The sequence below is a fragment of the Oscillospiraceae bacterium genome, assembly GCA_031265355.1.
Classification (GTDB): domain Bacteria; phylum Bacillota; class Clostridia; order Oscillospirales; family UBA929; genus JAIRTA01.
The window spans coordinates 1-15855 of sequence record JAISCT010000059.1 but is presented as its reverse complement, the minus strand read 5'-3'; the positions used below and the strand labels follow the sequence as shown (position 1 = coordinate 15855).

At 57.6% G+C, this 15855-nt stretch carries 18 protein-coding genes; all 18 read right to left on the bottom strand.

Annotated elements, in window-relative coordinates:
- Positions 1-17: 17 nt before the first annotated feature.
- The 18 genes from LBK75_08645 to LBK75_08560 all read right to left on the bottom strand — a co-directional run bounded on the left by LBK75_08645 (position 18) and on the right by LBK75_08560 (position 15266).
- Positions 18-422, bottom strand: a complete 405-nt coding sequence (locus LBK75_08645; protein MDR1158350.1) for a head decoration protein — start codon at positions 420-422, stop codon at positions 18-20.
- Complete coding sequence (locus LBK75_08640) at positions 423-1655, bottom strand: Clp protease ClpP (protein ID MDR1158349.1); 1233 nt, start codon at positions 1653-1655, stop codon at positions 423-425.
- Positions 1633-3255 carry a phage portal protein gene (locus tag LBK75_08635; protein MDR1158348.1) on the bottom strand — a complete coding sequence of 541 codons (1623 nt, stop codon included), beginning with the start codon at positions 3253-3255 and terminating at the stop codon, positions 1633-1635. Before LBK75_08635 ends, LBK75_08640 begins: the two co-directional genes overlap by 23 nt.
- Before the next feature lie 109 nt (positions 3256-3364).
- Complete coding sequence (locus LBK75_08630) at positions 3365-3622, bottom strand: hypothetical protein (protein ID MDR1158347.1); 258 nt, start codon at positions 3620-3622, stop codon at positions 3365-3367.
- Between the two features lie 12 nt (positions 3623-3634).
- Positions 3635-5560, bottom strand: a complete 1926-nt coding sequence (locus LBK75_08625) for a phage terminase large subunit family protein (GenBank protein MDR1158346.1) — start codon at positions 5558-5560, stop codon at positions 3635-3637.
- Positions 5547-6164, bottom strand: a complete 618-nt coding sequence (locus LBK75_08620; GenBank protein MDR1158345.1) for a hypothetical protein — start codon at positions 6162-6164, stop codon at positions 5547-5549. Before LBK75_08620 ends, LBK75_08625 begins: the two co-directional genes overlap by 14 nt.
- A 288-nt stretch (positions 6165-6452) precedes the next feature.
- Entirely contained in the window at positions 6453-6977 is a 525-nt protein-coding gene (locus tag LBK75_08615) for a ParB N-terminal domain-containing protein (protein MDR1158344.1), read from the bottom strand.
- Positions 6970-8121: a phosphoadenosine phosphosulfate reductase family protein gene (locus tag LBK75_08610; GenBank protein MDR1158343.1), complete on the bottom strand. Its 1152-nt coding sequence runs from the start codon at positions 8119-8121 to the stop codon at positions 6970-6972. The genes LBK75_08615 and LBK75_08610 overlap by 8 nt, the downstream gene beginning before the upstream one ends.
- A complete protein-coding gene (locus LBK75_08605; GenBank protein MDR1158342.1) occupies positions 8118-8720 on the bottom strand; it encodes a ParB/Srx family N-terminal domain-containing protein in 603 nt (200 codons plus the stop codon). Before LBK75_08605 ends, LBK75_08610 begins: the two co-directional genes overlap by 4 nt.
- Positions 8717-10096, bottom strand: a complete 1380-nt coding sequence (locus tag LBK75_08600) for a hypothetical protein (protein MDR1158341.1) — start codon at positions 10094-10096, stop codon at positions 8717-8719. The genes LBK75_08605 and LBK75_08600 overlap by 4 nt, the downstream gene beginning before the upstream one ends.
- A gap of 200 nt (positions 10097-10296) precedes the next feature.
- On the bottom strand, positions 10297-10722 hold the full coding sequence (locus tag LBK75_08595) for a hypothetical protein (GenBank protein ID MDR1158340.1): 426 nt from the start codon (positions 10720-10722) through the stop codon (positions 10297-10299).
- Between the two features lie 349 nt (positions 10723-11071).
- On the bottom strand, positions 11072-11275 hold the full coding sequence (locus LBK75_08590; GenBank protein ID MDR1158339.1) for a hypothetical protein: 204 nt from the start codon (positions 11273-11275) through the stop codon (positions 11072-11074).
- Between the two features lie 214 nt (positions 11276-11489).
- Entirely contained in the window at positions 11490-12869 is a 1380-nt protein-coding gene (locus tag LBK75_08585; GenBank protein MDR1158338.1) for a ParB/RepB/Spo0J family partition protein, read from the bottom strand.
- Between the two features lie 15 nt (positions 12870-12884).
- Positions 12885-13055, bottom strand: coding sequence for a hypothetical protein (locus LBK75_08580; protein ID MDR1158337.1), 171 nt, complete (start codon positions 13053-13055; stop codon positions 12885-12887).
- On the bottom strand, positions 13042-13815 hold the full coding sequence (locus LBK75_08575; protein ID MDR1158336.1) for a hypothetical protein: 774 nt from the start codon (positions 13813-13815) through the stop codon (positions 13042-13044). Before LBK75_08575 ends, LBK75_08580 begins: the two co-directional genes overlap by 14 nt.
- Before the next feature lie 14 nt (positions 13816-13829).
- Positions 13830-14258: a RusA family crossover junction endodeoxyribonuclease gene (locus LBK75_08570; GenBank protein MDR1158335.1), complete on the bottom strand. Its 429-nt coding sequence runs from the start codon at positions 14256-14258 to the stop codon at positions 13830-13832.
- Positions 14255-14443 (bottom strand): hypothetical protein, encoded by a 189-nt coding sequence (locus tag LBK75_08565; GenBank protein MDR1158334.1) that lies wholly within the window; start codon positions 14441-14443, stop codon positions 14255-14257. Before LBK75_08565 ends, LBK75_08570 begins: the two co-directional genes overlap by 4 nt.
- A 355-nt stretch (positions 14444-14798) precedes the next feature.
- The gene (locus LBK75_08560; GenBank protein ID MDR1158333.1) at positions 14799-15266 is read right to left on the bottom strand and encodes a hypothetical protein; all 468 of its coding nucleotides are present in this window, start codon (positions 15264-15266) and stop codon (positions 14799-14801) included.
- Positions 15267-15855 lie beyond the last annotated feature (589 nt).

Genomic DNA, 15855 nt, shown 5'->3' with positions numbered 1-15855 from the left:
CTCCTAACGTTTTTGAATTAGTCGGGCCAGACGGCTCCGAGATAGATCCCGCGTTCGCGCAGCTTGTCTTTGTCGGCCTCGGACAGGGTATACCCGCTCTTGACGATCAAGGCGTCGATATTGAAACAGCCCGCCGTATAGACGGCGGCATTCTCAGCGTTGGCGGTGCCGATGCCGGCGTCGTCGCACAGGATGCAGTCCGGAGTGAGCGTCTCGTTTTGGGCGGCTGCGGTGCCAAGGATCACGAGCTGGCCGTCTCCCGCGGAGCCGGAGGACTTTGCGAGCACGGTACCGCGCGCATAGTCGGCGGCGGTGGCGAGCTTCCTGATGGTCCCGGAGTTGACATGCACGGGCGGCGTGATGCCGGCGATCAGCTTATCGTACTTCACTTCTCCAACTTTGCGACTGAGGTGAGTATCCATTTACTTCTCCTCCTTGTTCAGCGTTTTCTTCGCGTCGGCCCTGCCGGCCGCCATGCGCTGCGCGGGCGTGAGGGGTCCGCCCTCTTCCTCCCCGCTGGGGGCGGCTCCGACCTCTGCGGCGCCGGACGCTTTGGCGTCGGCTTCGAGGTCCGCGACGAACTTCCCACCCTTTTGGGCGGCGGCCTGAGCCGCGCGGAAGGCCATCTCCTGCGCCGAGCAGGGAGTTTTGCCGTACTTAGCTTCGCGCACGGTTTCGTCGTCGTAAAGAGCGGCGATTGAGTCGATCTCTTCAAGTCTGAGCCGCTCAGCCTCGGCGGCACTTGCGGACGCGGCGGCCCGAGCCTCGGCCATGAGCTGATTCGCGAGTTCTGGGTTTTCAGTGCTGAGTTCTTCAAAGTTCGTTGCCATGAAAGATCCTCCTTCTTGATTTTCGCCCACAGATAACTGTTTTTGGCTTGCTTTATTCGCCCCAGCGGGTTCGGCTACTTTGAGGCCCTCCGGCGGTTTGGCGAAAGGTGCCATACGCAGCGTCCTCCCATTCACGAGCAGTCGCCGCCCGTCGGCGCTGGCCGCGATCTCCAGCGCATCTCCGGCCGCATCGAGCATCTCATCGGCAAAGCCGGCGTCGATGATTTCCTGTCCGACAAAGGTCGTCGTCTTCGACATCATGGCAAGCAATTCCTCTTCTGATTTGCCCGTCCGGGCCTTGTAAATTGCCACTTGGGATTTGTCCGTCGGATCGAGCCCGTCCGCAAATGCCCGGAGCTCGTCGGCGTTGTACCCTCCCCTGAAGTAGGCCCAGCACTTGTGAATCATGAACTGGCTGGCTGGGTTAACCTGAATGACATCAGCGGCGCAGGTGATGTGAGTGCCGCCAGACATGGCGACGCCGTCGATACGGGCGGTCTTTTTGGCCGGAAGCTCCCGGAGCCGGTTGTGGACGACAATGGATACTTCCGAATCGCCCCCGATGCTGTCAATACGCATCAGCAGCGTTTTGGCCCCCGAGATGGACGTCAGGTCCTTAAGAAATTCGTCGAGCATGATGAAGTCGCCCGGCACAGGTTCGCCTGTCCACCAGTCGACCGGGCGCGTCCTCACAATCTCACCGTAGAACTGAATCTCGGCATCCAGTCCGGCCGCCATCGACATGGCGTAGCATTCGCGCCGGATATTCACCGCGGGAGGCTTTCTCGGTCGGAATGCGTTTTTAAAGAAATTCGTCACTGGCACCCTCATCTTCCTCCTCGTCAGCAGCATTCTCGCCCGGCTTATCAGGCGACGCCGCGGCAATGCTGCTCTTCGCGTCGGTCAGCCGTTTGTTTTCAATCTTGAGCTGGTCGGCATTGTCCTCCCAGTCACCGCCGCCCATTTCGCGGGCGACCTGCTCGTTGGTTTTCCAGCCGTGCGCCACATGGATTTCGTTGGCCCTGGATTCCTTCGTTGGATCAAGCTGCCCCTGCACCGGCCCGATCCAGCGCGCGCCGCACCAGGCGGCCCGGACGCGCGGGTCGTCGAAAAATCCCGGGGCCTTGATGCGGCCCCGGGCGACCGCTTCGGAAAGCCAAACCTCAAAGACCGGCTGGCAGAAGTCGTCGACGAACCACTTTCGTCTCATTTTAAACGCCTCCCACGCCTCCAGAAGAGCGCCGCGGGAGGCGGAATAGGAGCGGCCGAACTCTTTCACGAGTACATCGTAGGGGAGCTCTAGGGCGGCTCCAACAAGACGGCATATCGCCTTCACAAAGCTGTCGAAGCCGGCGGTCGGGACATTCGGCTGCCCGAAGACGACCTCCTCGTTTTCCTCCAGGTGCAGCACCGTGCCCGGCCCCATTTCGTATTCGCTGTCGTTTTCCGAAACGTCTTCCGGTTGGTCGTCCGGGATGCCGACGACGTCGCCGGGGCCGGTTTCATTCATCGGGATGTCGGTCGGATCGGTTTTTGTTTTGATCCAGGCCGTGAAAAAACTCTGGACAAGGGCGGCCATCAGCTCACTCTCGGTATATCTGCGCAGCTGCAGCAGGGGCTCGATGACCTGCGCGAGATAGGGCACGCCCCGGTATTGATCCGGGCGCTCCGAGTCCATGATGTGCAAAATGTTCGGAAGGCCTGTTTTCGCTCCGCACGCCTCCACGCGCGTCCACCGGGTCTCTTCGGCCGTGATCTGATTCGGGTAAGTATTGCGGATATAATAGGCGACAATTCTGCCGTTTTTGTCGACCTCCACACCATCGTAAATTTTATTTTGATTGCTCGGGTTCATGCCATCCGTGAAGCGCGGTGAAAATGTGACGGATCTTCCTCCGTCTGTCGGGGTGCCCACCCGGTCGGCCTCAACGATGTGAATGCGCAGCGTGTAGGGGTTCGTCGGCGTCGCGGCGCACCGCTTAAACAACGCGAAGGAGTCGCCCGACATGAGCCATGACTTGAAGGCGAGCTGCTGTAGGCCCTCAAAATTGTTGACGGCGGTGGCGTCGACGTTCTCTTTCTTCGACGACCACAGGGCAAACTCAGCCTCTGTCGTTCGCTGCCATATCCTCGCCGCCTCCGGAGAGAGGCTCAGCATGTCACGGTTGATGGAACTCTTTAATGCGAGTCCAGTTCCAACCACCTTTGTCCTGTTCGTGTTGATGGCCGATGTGGCCACCGGGGACGCCATGTAGAGCATTCGGGAACGCTGCCGAAGAGTATAGTTGTTCCAGTTGATGTCTTCATTCGGCGGGCCGCTACGCGCGATAAATCCTTTGAGGGCGCGCCGCGTTTCACTTGCGCCTGCTTCTCTGTATCCTTTTGCTTGTGGGGCAGCACGCCGGAGCGCCTTTTTCTCTTCCAATACTTCTCACCTCCAGTCGGCCGGCATTCAATCACTGGGCCGCCCGGCGGCGAAAGGAGCCAAACTCCGCCGAGCAGCCCAGGGTAAAGCCCCTGCGGACTTGTACCCGTTACCAGTTTCTCGGCACGATGCCGAATGCCTTGCGCGGTCGCTTGCCAGTCGACATCGCCGCCAGCTCGTCGACATTGCGCTCCGCTTCCTTGATTTCGTCAAGCAGCGTGTCCATATCAAAGCGGGTAAGAGACCGATCGTCGATGGTATAGCTTTTCACCCCGCCGTCCACCAGCGCGAGGTAGGCGGCCCGCTTTTTTTCAAGCGCGGTCTTCCAAAAGTCCAGCCGTATCCGCAACTCGCTCTTGTCAATCAAGGCATTCACCCCTTACCACTCGTCATAATATTTTTTCAGCGTGCCCGCGCCCTTGCTCTTCTTCTGCGACGGCCTCTGTGCTGGCGGGCGCGGCACATCCTCTACCATGTTGTGTCGCTCTTTTTTTGCCTGCTTGATGCGTCTATCCATGGCATCGAGGTCGACGGGCAGCGCTTTGAACGCGGCCAAGGCATAGTTGCGGCAATCCAAAGCTTCATTGCGCTCGTGACCAGGGATCACCTCCCATTTCCAGCGATTCTTCTGTTGCGGCTTATAGACAAGCCGCTCGGATAAGAGGCCCTTGAAAAAAGCGGGACCATAATCGTCCCGCTTGGGAAAATGCGTGTACTTGACTCCGGGCGCCTGCACCCGGAGGTTGTCCATGATGATTTGCTTGCCGGCGTCGACACCGATCTCGTACTGCCAGCAGGTACCAACAAATTTTTTGCCGACAACAATTTTCTGTTTTTTGGGCGGCCTGGTATATGGGATGCCATCGCCGCCGCGCCCTCTGACAGCAAACACTTTTTTGCCGAGGCGTGCCCGGCATTGGAGCCGGACGTCCTGGGTAAAATGACCTCCGTCATCTATCATTGTCATGGAGATACGCAGGCCGGCGCCGCCCTCGAAGCGGTAAGTGTGATCAATCACATCGTCCAGGGCCGCCCAGGTTTCGGCATCGTCCGGACGCCCCATGATGATGCCCTTTTTCACACCCCACGTTTCGCCGAAGTGACCATGGCCGACGATTTCATACTCAAGGCGGTCGTCCTGCGTATCGACGCCGCACGTCAAAACGAGCACGCCCTCGGGCAATTCGGCGGGGTATTCCTCGCGCCGTGAAAGTAGACTGTCTTCATCCTCCAGGTCTCCGCGGTCCTCCCACAAGAGACCAAAACAGGTGTTGAACACGACCTGCAGCTTTCGGCTGCTGCCGATCGCGCTTAAGTACCTCAGTATAATGCTTTCCCAACTGGCCCAGGCAGATACGAAGGCGTTGAGCCAGAAGGACCGCACGCCTTGTGCGTACGCGTCCGGGTTGTCGGCTTCCCAGTGGGCGGGCTGCCGCTTCACGGTGGCTTCGTCAGATATGCAGCCACACCCGTGGCAGACATACCAAACCTTTGTCACCCTGTATGTTTTTCTTCCGGCGACGACCTTTTCCGCATACTCGTAGCGTATATCCTCGAAGGTGATTTCATAGTACCCGCCACAGTGAGGGCACTGTGTTTTCCAGCGTTCCATCGTGCCTTCCGCATATGAGGCTTCGATCGCGCTGGCGTTCTTGATGGTGGGTGTGGAAACTTCCAGGGCCTTCGAGTTGTAAAAAGTCGTCTGTCTGGCTCGGGCCAGATCCCAGGGGTCGCCTTCATTGCCGGCCGACGTCGCCCAGCGGTCGCGCTCGTCGCCCAAAATGTATCGGATAGGCTTGGACGCGAGCGCATGCGCCTCGGTGGAACCACATAGCGTCAGTATGCCGCCCGGGTAACTTTTTTGGAGGATGGTATTCCCGCTGTCGCGCCGTTTGGGATCTGACACCTTCTTCTTGAGCACAGGGCAGTCGCGAAACATCGGCGCTATGCGAAGCTTTGAATATTCGCGGGCATCGATTGTGGTGGGGTGCACGAACAGGACGCTTCCGGGATCCTGGTCTATGATGTACCCTATGGTGTTGTTTAAAAATTCTGACTTGCCAACTTGAGACGCAGCCACCATGACGATGCGCCTCACCTTCGAGTCGGTAAAGGCATCCATGGGTTCGCGTAGATACGGCGTGCGCTCCGTTCGCCATAGGCCCACCTCGGCGGCGCTCTCGGCGGACAGGCGGCGGTTTTTCTCAGCCCATTTCGTTACCGTCAGATCGTCGGGCGGCTTCATGCCTGCAAGAACTTTCGCCAGGGAAATATTCAGCCGGGACGTGTCGTTACTGTTCGTCATCTGGGTCACGCCCGTTTTTTGCATCCCAATCCCGCCGCTCGCGCACACGCTCTTCGTACTTTTGGGGATCGTAGCGATAATTGGCCAGCTCGGCCATGGCCTTATAGACCTCTTTGCGGATTGTGTCGGCAGCTTCGGCCGCAGTGGTAGTCGCTGCGACGTCCACGGCCAAACGGCCGGGCAGCGACATGAGCACACCTCGCACAGCGTAAATCAGATCTGCGGTCATGGCCTCCACGTCCTCGGAGCGATGCATTTTCCCTTGCAGCTCCTTCGCCTCGATCACAGCGACGATCGCCTTGGCCTTTTTGATGCTGATTTCGGCTTCGTTTTTTTCTTTGTCCGATTTATTATCACTGGCTTTCGCCCGCGCCTCAATCATGTCCAAGTAGGCACGTACGGTAGGCGTCAAGGCGAACATCGCGCCATGCGGAGTGGAGCGTTTGTTGAGCGTACCCTGGCTAAGCAGCTGCCCGATCCACTGGTTGCTCTTTCCCGTCATCGCGCAGATGTCCGCCGTTTTGACGTAAACCGACGCTCCGGCGCGGAGCACATAGACAGCGCCGTCCTCGACGAGCACGTCTTGTTTCTTTTGCGCCGCCATGAAAATGCTCCTTTCCATCGTCGCAAATCTGATCGGAGGGCGGAGGGGCCAATCAAACCCCTCTATTTTGGGGGTGGTTTATACGCGTTTTTCGGGGTCGGCGAACCCTCACATGACCCTCCCCCGCTTTACAGTACCTTTTTCACTAAGTTTTCGCGTTTCTTTTTGTTCATATTGTCACTCCTCCCTTGGTGCCCACTGGCACACTTCAGGTGTCCCTTCTACCCCTGCGCGCGCGCGTGTTATTGGAATATATATAAATATACTCTAAGATGGTACACGGGGCGATTACACTCTTGTGATGATCTCGGCTTTGCTGTATGACGTCACGTCCTTCGTCATCATGGTCAGGAAATCGTCTTTGCTGAAGTCCGAGAGGCGGAATATTTCTTCCGGACGCATGCCAAGCTGCTTCCCGATTTCGTCTACGGGCTTTCCCTCGCGGATGAGGCGTTGCACGATTGCCTTCATAGGTTCGAGCAGATGCGTTCCTCTCGCCCTGTTGTGCGTGACGGTGCCGTAGATGTCGCCTGCTTGATCGTCGTGGGCAACAATCACGACGGGAACCTTTCCCTTTAACAGTGAACGCAATGGTTCTTCTCCGGCAACGGTCCAGCGATGGAAGCCATCGATTATGGTCATGTCCGGGCGTGCCACTATGGGCAATGTCCAGCCGTTGGACAGGATGGATTGAGTGAGCAGACGCAGATTCTCGCGGCTGACCTTGTTTGGGTTGTAGTCATTCGGCTTGAGTCTGTCCCTGGCCACCCACTGCAGGGTAGAGAGCGGGGCGAAGAGATTAACGTCAGGCACGGCGTTTCACCGCCTCTTGCTCCATCACGGCATCCTTCGCGTATCTGCCGTAGATGGTTTGATACAGAGCGCGGTATGTGCGCAGTTTTGGGTCACCTCGCATGAGTGCGTCGTACATCTCCCGATAGTCTTTTGCCGTCGCGAAGGGGGAGATCTTCATAAACAGGTGGCGGTATCTCTTGGCGACGATGAGTTTGCGCGGGGTCGTGAAATGCTGCTCCATGTTGGAGAACATTTGGATCAACATCGCTTGGTAGTCGCGCGGATCCTCGCTGGCCTCCAGTTCCCTGCGCGTCCGGGTGCGCCGGCCGAACATCTCGCTGTCCCAGTAGAGCGCCGCGAGATAAGCATTTGGCTCGCGCCGGATGATACGGTCCATCAGGTCTGGGTAATACTCATTTAGCCGGACGAGGCTGCGTGCCGTATCTGTCGAGAAGAATTGAGAAACGCGGAGCTGACCCTTCGTCGTGCCGCTCTGCCAGAGGTAGAGATATATTTCCGGAATCTCTACGCGCTGGTCTCGGAGATAACGCCAGACGTCGCTTGTCCGCCAGTCGTAGATGGGGTAAACTTGCCCCCGGCCTGTCATGCCGCCTCCCATGCCCATATTCAGACGTGCCATGTACTGAAGGCGCTGTACCGATTCAGCGGCTCTGACGCCAGTGATGGCAATGCCATCCATGCACAGCCGCGGCATGAAGTCCTGGTAGGAGTCTTTGCGCGGCCGCAGCAGATGGTGTCTTCTTGTCGCGAAGGCCGGAGGACGGCGTATCCACACGTCCTCTTTCGTGCTGTCCCAACAGATGAAAGTCTCCTCTTCGCTCAAGTCGTTGAAACAGTTGAAGTGTTTAACTTCCACGCAGAGCCATTCGAAGTCGGCGCCGGCGAGTATGAACTTCCGGCGCCAGTCGAGAACTGTTTTTTCGATGCAGGGGAATATCGCTTCCTCGTCCACAAACTGTACGGTCAGCAGTTCCGGTCGTATCTGTCCGCGCTGTATCATGCTCATGGTGAGCTGGCCGAGTACAAGGCTGTCTTTTCCCCCGGAGAAGGACATGTAGACCGGCAGACCGTTGGAGAAAACATTTCTGATGCGGCGTTCCGCCGCCTCGACGACATCAATGCCCGCGGATATGCGTTTCATGGGCATATGACCGCCCCGCATTCCGGGCAGGTGATTACTTCCGGCTTGTCCCGATCTGCCGTCTGCGGCCGTTGCAATGGTCTGCTGGCGCGTTCCCCGGCCTCGGCGGTATCGGCGGCCTCCCGTTTACGTTCGCCCGCGGCGGCAATGCTCGTGGCCTCCTCCGGAGAGAGTTTGCCGTAGTCGGACATGGCAGCCGTGATGTCGTCGGCAGCGGCCGTCATGTTTTTCAGGATGTCCGCATCGAATCCGGGTATATCGAGGTCGTCCTTGAGCTCCAGCAGGAAAGCGTCAAGCGTGTCATAATCATCGACGCCCAGGCCGTAGATCTTGTTGTCTGCAATCATCAGCTTTTTCTTCTGGTTCTCGGACAGGGTGTCGTACTGGTAGACTTCGGCCTCTTCCCAACCAAGCCGGAGCAAGGTTCCGTAAAGGCCGTTGCCAGCCAGGATGACGTTGTTCTCATCGACGATGATAGGCCTGATTTGACCAAACATTGTCACACTGCGCTCAAGCTCTCTGAGCTGCGCCTCCGTGTGTATCCGCGTATTGCGCTCAGGCTTTTGGAGTTCCGCGAGTTTCATGCGGCACGCCTTCATGCGATCACCCCCTGCTTCCTTGAGAGGAGAGTAGTCACCCAGGCGATGAGTCCGCTCATGGAAACTGTCGTGATGCTGCCCAGCGTTTTGTACGTGCCTATGTTCATCAGCGAGCCGTAAGCGAAGATCGGCAGCCCTATCACCAGCGACGCGAGGATTCCGAAGAAGACACCTCTTGACATCAGTTTTTTGCCGCTCAGTGTGAGAACGGTCGGCAGTAGCGTCGATGAGCGTAGCGTGCCGTAGAACAGAAACAGGTGTGTCACCGTCAGGCCGGGGATGTTGGCGATGGCGACGGCGGCAGCCAGCAGAACGATCATGCCGGCGCGGGCCTTTTTTACGTCGCTGCTCCAGTCGCTCATCAGCGAGGCCGCGGCACACAGATTCGAGCCAACCACGGACAGCAGTCCGGCAATCACCATAAAGAGCAGCGGCACCAGTGCCCACTGCGGCAGGACGGTCGAGATATATTCCAGATTGACCACACCCGGATCCGCGGCGGCGAAGCCGGCGCCGGCCGCGAGAAACCCGATGGAGCCCATGCATATAGGCACAACGGCGAATATGAGAGCGCCGCCGAAAAATGCCGTGCCAAGGCGCTTTTTCTTAATGGAGAACGCTCGCTGCCAAAAGCTCTGGTCGCCAAACGGCCCGGATGTCAGGCCTATTGCGGTTGGAATGCCGAAGCCGAGAAGCACATCAAGGCCATTTCCAGAGAAGAGCGCCGTGTAGTCTCCGGTGCTTCCCCCGAACCCCTTTGCCAGGGTTGCAATGCCGCCAGAGGCGTCAAGGGCCATGGGGAGCAATAAAGCAAGGCCACCGAATACGACGGCGATCTTGGCGACGTCGGCGGTCACTGACGCCCGGATACCTGAGAACTGCGCATAGGTAAAAGCGATTGCCGCAAGGAGTACGCTCACCAGTGGGAATGGCAGGCCCGTCATCAGGGAGATCATCTTACTGCCGGCGAGCAGCTGCACGCCCGCGGACAGCACCGCCAGGGCACCGAGCTGAAACTGATAGATGCCCTGCACCTTTGGGGAGTACTGTCTCCCCATGTAATCGGACAGAGTGATGCCGGCGGGGAACTGGCCGTGCATGCGCTTTGCGAACGGTATGAAAAGAATCAGGCAAAGTACGTTTGGGATCAGGAACCAGAACATGCCCGGGATACCGGTCCTATAGGCGCGCTCCGCCGAGACAAACAGCGACGGCGCCCATATCCAGTTGGCGGCGATGCTCAGAGCACCGCAGAAGGCGCCAATATTCCGATCCGCTACATTGAACCTCTCGACATCGTGTGTGCGCCGCGTGAATACCACCGTCGCGCCTATCGTCAGGAGCGCATAGATAACGAGTGCGAAAATACCAAGCATAACGGTAATCCTCCTTTTGTCTCGTACCTGCCGCTGCCCGGTGGCGAACGGGTAGCCCAGGCCATGCCCCGCGCAAAGGAGAAACGCGGGGCCGACTACCTCCTTCCCAAATGAATAGCGGCCTCCCGAGGAAGGCCGCCCGGCTATGATTAAAATTTTACAATGATATCATAAACCATCTGATGGGGCGTCGTCAAGCGTCACGGGGCGTCACGGGGCGTCACGGCGTTGCAACTTTCAGCGGCAAGGAGCCGGTAGCAGGCTGACTTGACGCCTTCCTCCGTGTTGCCGCCGCCGAGTACATTTGCCACTGCTCCCCATTCGAGACCTCTCAAAAATCTCAGGCGTAGAATTACTCGCATTCGCTCATCGCCGATGGTCTCGATAAATGTTGAGACCGCCTTTTCCTCAGCCGCAATCACTCCCTGTAAATGCCGTATTCTTTCTTTCATGTCCGCGATTTCCACGGCCAGGTCGCCGATTCTGTCTCTGTGCCCCGGTTGTCTCGGCACATCCGATATTGTCGCCTTGGGATAAGCTGCCTCCTGCAGGGATAGCAGTATTTCTTTGTCGCGTTCCAGCCGCTGTCGCAACTCGAAACAACGTGATAGTTCCTGCAGGTTCATCGGTTCCCCTCCTGATAAGTTACTTGCACTTGAATTTCTCCGCCTGCGGGCATGTCAAGGCGTCGCAGGGCATACATTTCCCAGTCGCAGTCCGGATAAAAACGATCGGTGCGCCGCACCCACGGCATTCCCCTTGTGTCTTTGGTCTCCTCCTTTTAAATGTGAACAAAGAAGTGCCCCGGGGCAGGGGCAGAAGCCACCCCCGCCCCGGGTGTAAGAAGGAGATTTTGGGTATGAAAAGAAAGGAAGAAATCATAGTGTCGCGATGATGTCCTCAAATGCGTATGCCCATCAGTCTTTCCCGCGATTCCCTTTGATCGCCCGTCGCACCATGCTTTTGGGATTGACTTTACGTTTTATCGCTCGCACCATGTCGGTGCTGAACAGTATCAGACTTTCCCCGATCTCGCTGATCGTCTTCCTCGCGTTCGCTTGCCGCCTTTCCGATTCTTTCGAGCGCATTATCAGCTCTGCCCGCCGTCGTAAGCAGGGCACAAAGCGCGAACCCGACGGTTACCGCAATCAGGTGGGTGGCAATCATCAAAACAATCATTCTAAGTCCTCCTTGAGCCTCTGCCACGAGGCCCATATATCAGCTTCGACCCTGGATGCGCGTATCGTTACGCCATTTTCTTCGATCCAGAAATGGTTGTCGCCACCCTCTGGTCTCTGCATGAGCAGCACATAGCGCGTTTGTCCCCTTTCGAAACGATCGAATGCCATGGCCGGCACGCCGGCGTCCCCCATCGATCTTGCCGGATGTCTTCTCACTCGACATTCTCCCGGACATATGCCTCATGAGTACCGTCCACCAGTGCAACTTCTTCGCTGCTCATTTCGTAGCCTACTGCCGTCAAGTGTCCATACAGCCTGGAAAGCGCTTTGTTCGGTTCGTACCTGTTGTTGTAGTCTCTGCACGTCGCCTTTTTGTCTTCCATGCGGACATACGCTGCGGCAAACAGTAAATTCGCGTTGAGATTGCCGATCCCATCCGCGAGCAGCCGTTCTGAGAACTCATCCATTGTCTCGCCTTCGCCGTTTGTCCGCCAGCTCTCGCGGAATGGTTTCTCGACGTCAAACAAATCCCGCATAACATAACTGTCAACGTGATGACCGCGCAGTAACGCATATGCCGCCATTTTTTCGACTAAGCCAAGTTCCCTTCCTTTTGTCGCACGGAAATTGCGTACAAATTCAAGCCGCAGTTCATAAGCCTGCGCAAAAGCGTCGGCAATCCGGGCCTGGCGAGCCTTACGTTCTTTTTTCTGTGCCTCTATTTCTTTTTCCGCCTCAGATTGTGGCCTCATGCCTTTTGTGTAGATGTGCACGGCGCTGAACTGCATCGTGTAGTAGTATTTCTCATTCGCATCGAACTCTTTGGATAGTTCTTCGGCTTTTGCAACGTCATTCTCGCTAGCAGTCCAAAGGCTGAGTTCCCAAGCCTTGCGTGTCTTTTGATACGCTTCAGCAGATTCTTCAGTTGCAAACCTGGCGAGAATTTCCATGATTTTCGCCACGCATTCTTCGCGCTCTTGACGATTAATCTCTGTTGATACTTTCCACTCAAAATTGCGCGTCCCGATCGCCCTGAACGCCTGTGCTCGTTTCTCCCTGTTCTTGATCTTATACAGCTTTTCGTAATCCTCAAGCGAGATGAGGCGCTCCTGCGTTTCTTGCAGCATCTCCCGGTCAAGCTCTTTCAGCAGTTTTACGCGGCGGCGCACCGTCGCCTCCGAAAAACCCGTCTTTCTCGAAATGCTTTTGGCGCTTTCGCCAAGGTCAATCATCATTTGAAACCCGTCCGCCTGCTCCAACAAGGTCAGGTCGCTACGCTGGATATTTTCAAGGAGCATGGCGCCAACTTGCGTTTTTTCGTCCATCTCCACGATGGCGCACGGTACGGTGACAAGCCCCGCCTCTTTTGCGGCTGCCAGGCGACGATGGCCAATGACGACGGTGTACTGGTCCTCGTACAGTTCCGCCGTTATTCCTTCGCCCCAGTTCGCCGCTGGCCAGGGCACAACGGTCAGGTTCTGCATAATACCGTTGACTCGGATGCTCTCTGTAAGCTCCGTTAGGTCGCCTAAATTCTTGCGCGGGTTTCTTGGATGGGGATGAATTTTGTCAACGCTAATCTCCGTGTACATAATTTACCCCTTTCGTCAATGGCTGTCCGGCTCTGCCTTTTCAGCGAGGGCGGTATCCGGATTTTCTCCGGCCGTTCCCGCTTTCTTGCCGGCCGCGAAGCCGCGCAGATAGATCTTCTCCAAGTATTCGCTCATCTGCCGCTTGTCCATATGCTTGATGGCCTTGTAGTCCTCACGCTTCAGCATCGTCTGCCTCGCTCCTCTCGTATTCGTAGCCATCGGCGGGGTCTTCCGGTTGGTCATAAGGCAAAACTTCACGCGGCATGGATCCGTTGCTGGGACCTACGACGCCGAGAGATTCCAGTGTCTCCATAAGGCGCGTGGCCCTGATGTGACTGATGCTCATGCGGCGTTGCAGAAGCGAGACAGTCGCTTGTCCGAGCTCACGCACGATTCGCGTGGCGTCTTGTATGACGGAAGGAAGCTCGACGTCCCCCGTGAGCACGTCTCCGTCGTCGTTGTCATCATCGTCATCCTCGAAACCGTCAGATTCTTCGTCATCCTCAAAAATCTCAAGCTGTTCCATGTCATCGTTCGCGCTCGTGTCAGATCCGGCGTATTCCTCGATGCCGGGCAGCTCCTGCGGTGTCAGCACGCCTCTTTCGGTGATATCCCGGTGAAAAAATTGCAGCCAGGTGAAGTGCAGATTTTTGTAGAGGTTTTTCAGCCGGGAAAATAGGGCGTCCCCGATCGTAAAGGTTTCGGAGATCTGCCACATGAGCACGCCGTCCTTGTAGTAAAACGCCAGCCGCGCGTCCGGGCTGCGGTAGCCCTCGTCTTCAGCGGCTTCAAGCATGCTCATCTGTCCGTCGAGGCCGTCTGTGACTTTGATCCTGAGCACAATCGGGTATTGGTCCTTGTGGAGTGTAAACACCAAATTGTTCTCGTCGCATACCCCCTGCAGTTTTTTCTTGTACGCATCGAATTTCCCAACTTCTCCGTTCATTGCCGCGTCTCCTTTCAGCTCTTCGCGCTTTGAAGAATAATCTCAAGCCTCGGTTGTTCCGAGTAGAATTTCCTCACTTGCCCATCGACAATGTGGGCGTCGTCCTGGTAGGCGATCTTATTGAGACTGTCGGCGACGACTTTGCCGATATTGTCCCAATCCGGTTTTGTGGTTGGACGTACCTTGCCTTCGAGCATCAACTTGTGTCTCTTCTTGCTGGTGCTGGTGGGAATGGCGTAGTGGGCCATAACGCGCAGGTCTATGTACTCGCCGTCTGGAAATCTGACGTCACCGGCCTGCCGCCTGTATTCCATGGCAATGAGGTTCTCGTAAATCACCGTCGCATCCGGCGTGTATGTGTGCGATGCGCCGTTCTTGAGCCTGACGGTCTTGGGCCGGGCCTTCCCCTGCGGCGGCCCGAGAACAGTGAACTTGATCCTCACCTTGTGAGCCCTCCCAAGTATCCGGCGCCGGCAAACATGACAAGTCCGACAGCGGCGCGGACAGCAACTTGCTGGAGCGATATTGACCCGCCCGCATCGCTGGCGCCGGCTGTCCCGAGCAGGATGACGAGTCCGCTCCCGGCGGCGACGGCGCAAGCGACCTCAAGAAATCTTTTTTTCGTCACGCCAAGGCCGCCTTCTTCCCAGGCTCGTACGCCGTGCATTCGGAGCCGACGGGGCACGGGCGGCGCCGGTGCATGTGCAGGATGTAGTCGCAAACCGGCGTTGAACCCCGACTGCCGCCGATGCAAGTCCAATGCCGGCAGTCCCGGCGCCAACAAACTTGTGGATTCGCGGCAACCGATGGTGCGGCGCCGGCTTTTTTCTCTTGCCGCATACGTTTCCGGCGCGCCGCATCCTTCTCATGCCCGCACCTCTCCGCGCAAGTCGTGCAGTACTTGGCGCTGCCCCGTCGGTCGGAGATGTCGGCGCCGCAGCAGACACAAGTCCTGATAGTCGCAGATATTTCTCTCTTTCGCTTCATCCCGATCCCCCTTTGTCGACGACGGTTTTTTCTGGTTCTTCGCGGATTGCTTGGCGCACGCGCTCGCACAGTCGCCTTAGTTCTTGCCCGTCACAGACGCGCTTTTCGACCTCGTTCCGCTCCACGACGATCTGCTCGATGGCCCCGACGATCTGGCCAGGCGCCGGGAAGTAACCCTTGCGATCCGCGACGATGAACCGCATGACCGCCTCGCGCAGCAGGTCTGGATCAACACCCGCGAAGATTTCCGCCCACAGCGCGTTGGTTGCCGCGACTTCCTCTGCCGAAAAACTTCTCGCCTGCGTCGGATAGGCCACTCGAAGCCGCAGGATCTCGGCGGCCACGAGCGCGTTGTGCTGCTTGCGCTGCGGCGCGGAGAGGTTGGTCGCAACTTGTGCGGCCCTCCACTCGTCGCTGACAGCCGCCAGCATTAAGCTGCTATTCGTCTGGCTGCATTGCCGCATCGTAAGCCCTCCTCGCGTAGTTTGCCCACGGATCACCGTCACTCGAAGACGCCGGCGAGGCTCGGGCATTCCCCGGAGGGCCTCCCGAAATTTCTTTCAGTCCGAACACGCCTTGCCAGCTGCGCTGGATGGATTGTTCGAGAATCTTCACTTGCGTCTGCATGTCACCCGGGGCAAGCGTCTCAAGCTGCCGCAGTGTGAGTTCCCTCGCTTTTTCCGTCAGCGGCTTTCGCATTTTCCGCCGCATGTCCGCGAAATCGCCCATAGCCTCGTCAAGCGGCGTTCCTGGTGGGCCTGTCGATTCCGCGGTGGGCTTCGTCTGGGATCGTCGAGAAGCCGCGCCAGCGGCAAAAGGGGGCAAAGGGGTGGGGGATTTAGGGGGATTAACCCCCGTAAGATCTACGTTATCCCTCGTAGGTATGGTTACGGATTCGGTTACGGATACGGTAGCTGGTGTCTGCTGGTCCGTGCTGGCTTCTGCTGGTGTCTGCTGGTCCGTGCTGGCCTCTGCTGGTGTCTGCTGGTCCGTGCTGGCCTCTGCTGGTGTCTGCTGGTCCGTGCTGGCCTCTGCTGGTGTCTGCTGGTCCGT

What these genes read in the sequence shown, in the direction of transcription:
- LBK75_08645 (MDR1158350.1), bottom strand. Translation starts at nt 422, where the DNA reads ATGGATACTCACCTCAGTCGCAAAGTTGGAGAAGTGAAGTACGATAAG.
- LBK75_08625 (MDR1158346.1), bottom strand. Translation starts at nt 5,560, where the DNA reads ATGACGAACAGTAACGACACGTCCCGGCTGAATATTTCCCTGGCGAAA.
- LBK75_08620 (MDR1158345.1), bottom strand. Translation starts at nt 6,164, where the DNA reads ATGGCGGCGCAAAAGAAACAAGACGTGCTCGTCGAGGACGGCGCTGTC.
- LBK75_08610 (MDR1158343.1), bottom strand. Translation starts at nt 8,121, where the DNA reads ATGAAACGCATATCCGCGGGCATTGATGTCGTCGAGGCGGCGGAACGC.
- LBK75_08605 (MDR1158342.1), bottom strand. Translation starts at nt 8,720, where the DNA reads ATGAAGGCGTGCCGCATGAAACTCGCGGAACTCCAAAAGCCTGAGCGC.
- LBK75_08600 (MDR1158341.1), bottom strand. Translation starts at nt 10,096, where the DNA reads ATGCTTGGTATTTTCGCACTCGTTATCTATGCGCTCCTGACGATAGGC.
- LBK75_08595 (MDR1158340.1), bottom strand. Translation starts at nt 10,722, where the DNA reads ATGAACCTGCAGGAACTATCACGTTGTTTCGAGTTGCGACAGCGGCTG.
- LBK75_08590 (MDR1158339.1), bottom strand. Translation starts at nt 11,275, where the DNA reads ATGATTGTTTTGATGATTGCCACCCACCTGATTGCGGTAACCGTCGGG.
- LBK75_08585 (MDR1158338.1), bottom strand. Translation starts at nt 12,869, where the DNA reads ATGTACACGGAGATTAGCGTTGACAAAATTCATCCCCATCCAAGAAAC.
- LBK75_08580 (MDR1158337.1), bottom strand. Translation starts at nt 13,055, where the DNA reads ATGCTGAAGCGTGAGGACTACAAGGCCATCAAGCATATGGACAAGCGG.
- LBK75_08575 (MDR1158336.1), bottom strand. Translation starts at nt 13,815, where the DNA reads ATGAACGGAGAAGTTGGGAAATTCGATGCGTACAAGAAAAAACTGCAG.
- LBK75_08560 (MDR1158333.1), bottom strand. Translation starts at nt 15,266, where the DNA reads ATGCGGCAATGCAGCCAGACGAATAGCAGCTTAATGCTGGCGGCTGTC.